Source organism: Deltaproteobacteria bacterium, assembly GCA_009930495.1.
In the GTDB taxonomy this organism is placed as follows: Bacteria; Desulfobacterota; Desulfovibrionia; order Desulfovibrionales; family Desulfomicrobiaceae; genus Desulfomicrobium.
Map to the genome: position 1 here is coordinate 1 of RZYB01000126.1, position 7867 is coordinate 7867.

Sequence of the window (7867 nt, forward strand, 5' to 3'; positions counted from 1 at the left end):
ACGTGCGATGCGTCCGGTAATGAGGGTTATTCATTCATTTATTCATTTCCAAACGCAATGGCCCAGTACGAGCACCTCCCCGTCTTCAAAGCGATCTACGACTTCAACATCTACTTCCACACGCTCTCGCGAGGCTTCCCCAAGGATGTGCGCTATGGCCTTGCGGGCGAGGTGCGGACATTGGCCAGTTACGTCATGAACCAAGTGGTGCTGGCCAACACCGCCGCGGCCAAAGGGCCGCACCTGGTGCGGGCCGAGACCAGCCTGGAACTCATGAAGATCAAAGTCCGTATGTTGCGCGACCTCAAGGCGATGAAGGTCAGCAGCTACAAATACGCCAGCAGCACCTTAATAGACATATCCAAGCAAATCGCCGCCTGGAAGACCTGGTCCGAAAACGGCAGGAGCAAGGGCCGCCAGACTTGATTCGTTCTATCTGGCGGGAACTTCTGTCTCATTACGGTTGCCGCTCCCGTGCCTTGGCAGGGGAATACGCGACAGCCCCCGCTACCTGGCGTGACTGGGATGCGGGGGTGGGAAATGGCTGCCACGCGGCCGCGAACTCAAGTCGGCAACAAAGATTGACTCAGCCGAGCAACAACTTCTGGTCGGCGACGCAGAACAATAGCACGAACGCCTGGAACGTGAGCCTCAACAATGGCAACACGAACAACAACAATATGACGAATAGCAACAACGTGCGATGCGTCCGGTAGTGAGGCCTGCCGTTTCCGGGCCGGGTCCTGACACGCCTCCTGACACCTGGTTCACGTTCGAGAACCTCTACCGTGCGTATCTGGACTGCCGCAAGGGCAAGGCCGGCAAGCTGAATCACTTGCGGTTCTTTACCAACCTCGAGCAAGAGCTGTTGGCGCTAGAGGCCGAACTCCGCGACCGGACTTACCGTCCCGGACAGTCGATCGCCTTCGTGGTCACCAAGCCCAAAGTGCGCGAGATCTTCGCCGCCAACTTCCGCGACCGCGTGGTCCATCACCTACTATACAACTACATGGCGCCCACGTTCGAGCGCGCGTTCATTCATGATTCATACGCTTGCCGCAAAGGAAAAGGCACTCACCGCGCCGCCCAGCGGCTGCAGGATTTCCTGTGCCGTCAACGCCGCCAGGGCGATGGGCGGCCGGGCTATTACCTCAAGATGGACGTGCGGAGCTTCTTCACCAGCATCGATCAGCAGGTGCTGTACCGCCTGGTGTGTAAGAGAATCAAGCGCGAGGAGATTCGCTGGTTGACTCGAGTCATTATCTTCCATGACTGCGCCCGTGATATCCCACCGAGGGTCCAGAGCTGTTCCGCACTGTTTGCCCAATTGCCGGCTCACAAGTCGCTGTTCCACGTACCGCGTGGGACGGGCCTCCCCATCGGCAACCTGACCAGCCAGTTCTTCGCAAACGTCTACCTAAACGAACTGGACCAGTACATCAAGCATGGGCTGAAGGCCCGGTACTACCTGCGGTACGTTGACGATCTGGTACTTCTCGGCGATAGCGTGGAGACGCTCGAACATCAAAAGGCCGCCATTGCCACGTTCGCGCGCGAACGGCTTGGCCTTCAGATGCATCCCGGGAAGCAGTTCATTCGCCCGTCCAGTGATGGAGTGGACTTCCTTGGCTACGTGGTGCGCGCGGATTACATGTTGATGCGCAGGCGCGTGGCGGGACAATGGCGTCACAAGCTGGAAAGTCGGCTGGCTCGTTTGCCAACCGCCAGCCAGGCGTGTACGTCACCCATGGCCCAAAGAATCCTCGAGCAGACAGTGACTATCTTCGCATCATATGAGGCGCATGCGCTGTGGGCTAATTGCGGCATGTTGACCCGTGCGATGAAAGCAAAGTACTGCAATTCGTCGACACGCAACCAGAGTAGATGATAGCGATAATGAGGCAACTGTCTAGTCAAGTGAATGCGACTTTGATATTATGTATTCATAACCATGATAGTCCAATGGCAAAACAAGGGTATCTTCGGAGCACGACTACGGGCTATTGTTCTAAGCGCCATATTGATGGTGGCGGTCGTGATTGCGCTGGGTGTGAGGATCTTCGCTACTAACAGTGTCGGAATCACTGAAGCCAGCACGGCGGCGGTGCTGAATACCGGCGAGAAGCTGTATTTCGACACCGCCTCGCATGGTGCCAGCGTTTCAATCGATTATGAAACGCGCCAGATGAGCGGCTACGCCTGGAGTGAGGATCTTGGCTGGGTTGACTTCGGAGCTGGCGCTGATAATCCCAGTGGGCCGGTACTATCGGATGCCTATGGCAACCTGAGCGGCAAGGCGAAGGCGCTGAGCGGGGGCTACATTGATTTTGGCGCCAGCCCGAATGGCGCGAACGTGAAGATCGAATCGGGCACCGGCCAACTTAGCGGCTTCGCATGGAGCGAGGACCTAGGCTGGATTGATTTTGGCAACGTCGTCGCCCCCGGCTTTTACCTTGATAAACTCCCACCTGATAGCCCCGCGAGTGTGGTAGCGAAGGCCGGAACGGCGACGTTAGCATCCGGCCAGTTCTATAACTATCCGGATGTGTCGTTCAGCTGGGTAGCGCCCAAGGACAATGCTGACGTGGTCACGCCTTCTGGTGTCGCTGGCTACTACGTGTACTGGGGCACCGACAGCACAGCCAACCCGTACACGGCCGGTGCCTACCAATCTGAGTTGAACGCCAGCTTCAACTTGACGCCCTCTGGGGATGGTCAACGGTACTTCCTTCGTGTTGTAACGGCTGACCAAGTGGGCAACCGGTCGGCTCCAGCCACGCTGTTTGAGTACCGCTACGACGCCACCAAGCCGCTCAACCCGGGCTATGTCTCTGTTTCGCCGATCGGGTGGTCGACCACCAACAGTTTCAACTTTACCTGGCCCGCCGCAACGGACACGGGCACTGGGGCTTCGGGTATAGCTGGCTATCAGTACAAGCGCGCTGGCGGGGGAGACGATTGGAGTTCAACGATCTCCGGCGCCAGCGAGGCGGGAATGCAGGCGTACCAGAACGGTCAGAACGAATTCTATGTACGCAGTGTTGACGTGGCGGGCAACGTGGCGGAGAACTTCAGTACGGTTCGTTATTACTACAACGGGGAGGCTCCAGGCGTGCCACCATCACTAACGGTAACGCCGCCCAACGCGCAGGCGAATAGCTTCACGTTTAGCTGGAGCGAGCCAACCAGTAACAACGGCGTGAAGGGTTATTACTATTCAGTGAACGCGGTCCCGACCATCAACAACTCGGTATTCACATCCGCTCGAACCACGGGGGCTATTCCTGCCGCGACACAACAAGGGTTCAATACACTGTATGTCGTCGCAGTGGACAACTCCGACCGAATCAACTGGGGGAATTACGCCACCGCGACATTTGAGTGCAATACCACCGCTCCGGGTATCCCTGGCGGCATGGTCATCAGCGACAGCAGCAACCGCGCTGATAGCAACTGGGCACTCACCACCAACTGGAAAGCCTCGAGCGGTGCTGTCGCCAAGTACAACATCTATCGCTCCACCGACGGCAGCCACTTCTCCAAGATCGCCGAGACTCGGTCAGTGGGCTACCTGGATACCGGATTGGCCAACACCAACACCTACTACTACAAAATCACGGGTGTCGACAGCGCCGGGGCAGAGTCGGTGGCCTCGTCCGTCGTGACGCGCCAACCGACAGGCAAGTTCACCGAGCCGCCGTTGATCGTCGCCGGGCCTGAGTTCAAGGCGACGGCCACCACGGCAGTCGTCACCTGGTCGACAAACCGACCTTCGTCGTCCTTCGTGTCGTACTCCACGGACGAAAGTTACTCAGAGAGCAAGGGTCAGCTGGAAGCCGTCACGTCGCACAAGGTGCTGCTGAGTGGCCTCACTCCAGGCACGAGCTACCACTTTAAGGTTCAGTCCCTGGACGACGACCGCGACTATTTGCCAGCTGATGCCTACTCGATTCCCTATGGCTTCACGACAGACAAGGCTCCTGGTATCGAAGAGGTCACCGTAACAGACATCACTCTTTCCTCGGCGACCATCACCTGGAAGACGACAACAGTCGCGCAATCCACGATCGCGTATGGCCTCACTAACACCTATGGCCAACAGGTGAAGGACAGCTCGGCTTCCGCAGTCACCCAGCACAGCATCAAGTTGACGGGGCTGTCACACACGAGCACCTACCACTTCAAAATCACTGGCACAGATACGGATGGTAATCAACTTGTTTCTGATGATTACAACTTCGACACGTTGACCTACCCTCGGCTCTCTAGCGTGATGTTTGAGGGCAAGCTCGACGCGGCATCGTCGACAACCACGGTCACCTGGCAGTCAAACGTACTTACCACCTCGACAGTTTTGCTGTATGAAGGGGCTTCCCTAATTCCGCGCGAGATCTCACTTGCCACCCTGACGCTCAAACATGCAATCCAGATTTCGGGGTTGAAAGACGATACCGATTACCATGTAGTCGCCCAGGGCCGCGATAGCTATGGCAACCTGGCCTCATCCGATCGTCACAGTTTCCGTACGGCCTTGGATACCCGTCCGCCGCAGATATCCGGCGTGAACGTCGAAACGGCGGTCAAAGGAAATGGCTCTGAGGCCCGAGGCCAGTTCGTCGTCTCGTGGACGACTGACGAGCCGGCCACGAGCCAAGTCGCTTACGGGCAAGGAAGCACTGGGGACTACGGCAGCCGCAGCACCGAGGATACGCGACTCACAACCGAGCACGTTGTCATCATCTCAAACCTCCCCGTCTCGACGGTCTATCACCTTCAGCCGATATCCAAGGACAAGGCAAGCAACTCGACGGCGGGTGCGCGTCAATCGGCGATCATTGGGCAACCCAGCGAAAGCGTCTTCAACATTATCATCAACTCGCTATTGAAAGTATTTGGAATGTAACGTATATGGCGCATCGAAAGTCCTTGATTACGGTACGGAACCTCTCGAAGAGCTTTGCTACGGTCGCCGGTGATATTCAGGTGTTGCATGATGTCAACGTGAGTATTCCCGAGGGTAGCTTCACCATTATCTTTGGTCCTTCGGGCAGCGGCAAGTCCACGCTACTCAATTGCCTCATCGGCCTGGAGCCGCCAACGTCCGGCACGGTCAAGTACCAAGGCCGCGACATGTACTCCATGAGTATCGATGACCGTGCCTATTTTCGGGCGCACACGATGGGAATGGTGCATCAGACAAACTACTGGGTAAACAGTCTGAACGTGCTCGAGAATGTTGCTCTTCCGTTGCATTGTCTGGGGGTGCGTGGCGGAGCTGCTCGCGATGCAGCGATGGCTTCGCTCACGCGCCTTGGTATCGAGCGGCATGCGGGCAAGCTGCCAACCGTCCTGTCGGGCGGCGAACAACAGCGGGTCTCCATGGCTAGGGCCTTGGTCAATAACCCCGGGTACATTGTGGCCGACGAGCCCACCGGCAACCTGGATAGCAAGAATGGCGACGCCATCATCCAACTTCTGCGTTACTTCAACAAGACACTGTTGCGGACAGTGGTGCTCGTGACTCACAACCAAGAGTACCTTCCTGTCGCCGATCAACTGATATTGCTGCAGGACGGCCGGGCCACTCGAGCCGAAGGTGACAACATCCGGTTGTTCAGGATGCAACTTGCGAAAGATATCGAACAGCGTGCCGCGAACTGGAGCGGGTATGCATAGATTGCATCGGCGAAGGGTTGCGCGCAGAACCGACACTCCTCATCCCCACATGCGGATGCTTCTGATTATGAAGCTGACGTTGAGCGACTTGATGTTTAAGCGGTTTCGCAGCGTATTGACGATTGTCGGAGTCATGATCGGTATTGGGACTATCTACATGCTGTTATCGCTCGGGCTTGGCCTCCAGAGCCTTGTGCAGAAGCAGGTCACCGATGGCAAGTCGATCAACACGGTCGATATTAGTTCGGCAAGTTCAAAGGTAATTGCGTTGAATGCGGAGAGCCTTGAACGAATCGCGGCAATCCCACACGTGCGAGAGGTAAGTGGTACATATGCGGCATCCAGCAGATTGACGATCGACGGCGGCGACGCAGATGTCGTGGCCTATGGCGTCGACGCGATGTATCTGTCGGTCACCAACATCGGCGTCGGCGCTGGGCGGATGATTGATCCCGCGCACCGGGATGAAATCGTCATCAGCAAATCGTTGCTCGACGCCGTGGGTATTCACGATGCTGCTGGGGGGATAGGAAAGCAGGTGCACATCAAGGTGGAAGTGTCGAGTGGCGTCACGATCGACAAGCCACTAACACTAGTGGGCGTCGTTGACAAGGCTTCTGGTTCGCAGGCCTATCTGTCGGCTTCGTTGTTTCGTGACGCCGGTGCCACTACCTATGCTCAAGCCAAAGCGTTGGTTGACGAGCGCTCGTCGATTGGGACCGTGCGGAGCGGCATCGAGAGTCTGGGTTTTACAACGTCGTCACCGATTGACACGATTGAGCAGGTAGACCAGTTCTTTAGAATATTCAATGCGCTAATGGTTGGATTCGGCAGCCTCGGTATGCTCATCGCAATCTTGGGCATGGTTAACACATTAACTGTGTCATTGTTTGAGCGCACCAAAGAGATTGCCCTCATGATTACTATTGGGGCACGGCCGAAGGACATGCGGCGGCTCTTCATCGCGGAGGCGATAACGCTTTCCTTTGTCGGTGGTATTGCCGGAATCGGGACTGCGACTGGGCTTGGGTGGGTCGTAGATCTTGTCCTGAACCAACTGGCAAGAAGCCGGGGTGCAAGTGAGGCGTTCACTGTGTTTGCCGCACCGGCCTGGATGACCGTCGCGACCCTCGCCTTCATTGTCGTTGTCGGCTTCGTCGTGGCTCTCATCCCTGCGCGTCACGCAGCGCGAGTCAATCCGATTGCAGCACTGCGACGAGAGTAGAGGGCCCACGGAGCGGCTACAGGCTATCGTCGCGACCTCATCGCGACTCCGCGGTCAAGGAGTCGTCTACGGACTGTGTGGGCGTCAACACCGAAGCGGTTGCCGATTCTGGCCAGCGATTGGCCGGCCTCATACAGTCGGACCGCTTCGTCGATCTGCTCGTCGGTGAGTCCGCTGCCGCGCAGCCGGACACCTGCTCGCTTGAGGATCGTCGGGATGGTGTTGCGGTTGAAGCCGTACTTGTTGGCCAAGGCGAGGACCGTGGCACCGGCTTGGTAGTCGGCAATGATGCCGGCGAGTTGACTGGGGCGGAGTTGTCGGATGGTCTGGGGGAGCGGATCCCGGGTTGGTCGGGCCGGGTCTGCGGGGGCTGGGAGCTTGACGATCAACAGCTCTAGCTCGTTGACTCGCGCTTTCATGCGAACGCTGCTTGTGTAATAGGTTCCATAGCGTCCACCCTAGGCGCGTTATTACAACCCTGTGCAGGGGTCATGCCCCTGATGAAGCACTCCAGCTGTGCACGAAGAAGGCCGTCTCCCGATGTGGAGGCGGCCTTCTTGTGTGTGCGGGGAGCAGAGAAATCGCTGCTGGGCGATGCTGGTGGCGCGTCGTCACGGCCTTGCCGGTAGCCGTGGTAGCTAAATAGCTCCCAAAGAATGTACAATAGTGATGCAATAGCCTCGTTCGTTATTGTGCAAGAACAAGCCCTGGGACTCTACTTCTGTTAATGCTAGCATTAACGAATAACAGTGGTAGAAACCAGGGTTTTGTCATGCAAACCTTATGATTGATTGACATCACCCATATGGTCAGGAGCTACAATCTCTGTCGTGAGAAAACGAGTCAACAACGAACTGCTAACTCGCCTCCCAAGGAAGGATACTGTAGACTCCCATGCCATATGTAAGTGTACCTAACTACCGAAGTAATGGGTACCTGTTTAATATACGAGGAAGGAAGAACCTT

Annotated in this window: 6 protein-coding genes; 5 read left to right on the forward strand and 1 reads right to left on the reverse strand. The window is 56.8% G+C overall.

The features are described from left to right. Nucleotides 1–57: 57 nt before the first annotated feature. From EOL86_10300 to EOL86_10320, 5 genes are all read left to right on the forward strand, one after another. Nucleotides 58–426 (forward strand): four helix bundle protein, encoded by a 369-nt coding sequence (locus EOL86_10300; GenBank protein NCD25961.1) that lies wholly within the window; start codon nucleotides 58–60, stop codon nucleotides 424–426. A 277-nt stretch (nucleotides 427–703) separates the two neighbouring features. Continuing rightward, complete coding sequence (locus EOL86_10305) at nucleotides 704–1888, forward strand: reverse transcriptase (protein NCD25962.1); 1185 nt, start codon at nucleotides 704–706, stop codon at nucleotides 1886–1888. Nucleotides 1889–1951: 63 nt separating this feature from the next. Continuing rightward, nucleotides 1952–4903: a hypothetical protein gene (locus EOL86_10310; protein NCD25963.1), complete on the forward strand. Its 2952-nt coding sequence runs from the start codon at nucleotides 1952–1954 to the stop codon at nucleotides 4901–4903. Between the two features lie 5 nt (nucleotides 4904–4908). Next, nucleotides 4909–5676, forward strand: coding sequence for an ABC transporter ATP-binding protein (locus EOL86_10315; GenBank protein NCD25964.1), 768 nt, complete (start codon nucleotides 4909–4911; stop codon nucleotides 5674–5676). Continuing rightward, complete coding sequence (locus EOL86_10320) at nucleotides 5669–6901, forward strand: FtsX-like permease family protein (protein NCD25965.1); 1233 nt, start codon at nucleotides 5669–5671, stop codon at nucleotides 6899–6901. The genes EOL86_10315 and EOL86_10320 overlap by 8 nt, the downstream gene beginning before the upstream one ends. A 23-nt stretch (nucleotides 6902–6924) precedes the next feature. Here the strand turns inward: EOL86_10320 and EOL86_10325 are convergent, their stop codons facing one another. Continuing rightward, entirely contained in the window at nucleotides 6925–7224 is a 300-nt protein-coding gene (locus EOL86_10325) for a hypothetical protein (GenBank protein NCD25966.1), read from the reverse strand. Between the last annotated feature and the right edge of the window lie 643 nt (nucleotides 7225–7867).

Bases quoted from the DNA above. Each gene is read 5' to 3' on its own strand.
- EOL86_10305 (NCD25962.1), top strand. From the start codon at position 704: ATGCGTCCGGTAGTGAGGCCTGCCGTTTCCGGGCCGGGTCCTGACACG.
- EOL86_10320 (NCD25965.1), top strand. From the start codon at position 5,669: ATGCATAGATTGCATCGGCGAAGGGTTGCGCGCAGAACCGACACTCCT.
- EOL86_10310 (NCD25963.1), top strand. From the start codon at position 1,952: ATGATAGTCCAATGGCAAAACAAGGGTATCTTCGGAGCACGACTACGG.
- EOL86_10300 (NCD25961.1), top strand. From the start codon at position 58: ATGGCCCAGTACGAGCACCTCCCCGTCTTCAAAGCGATCTACGACTTC.
- EOL86_10315 (NCD25964.1), top strand. From the start codon at position 4,909: ATGGCGCATCGAAAGTCCTTGATTACGGTACGGAACCTCTCGAAGAGC.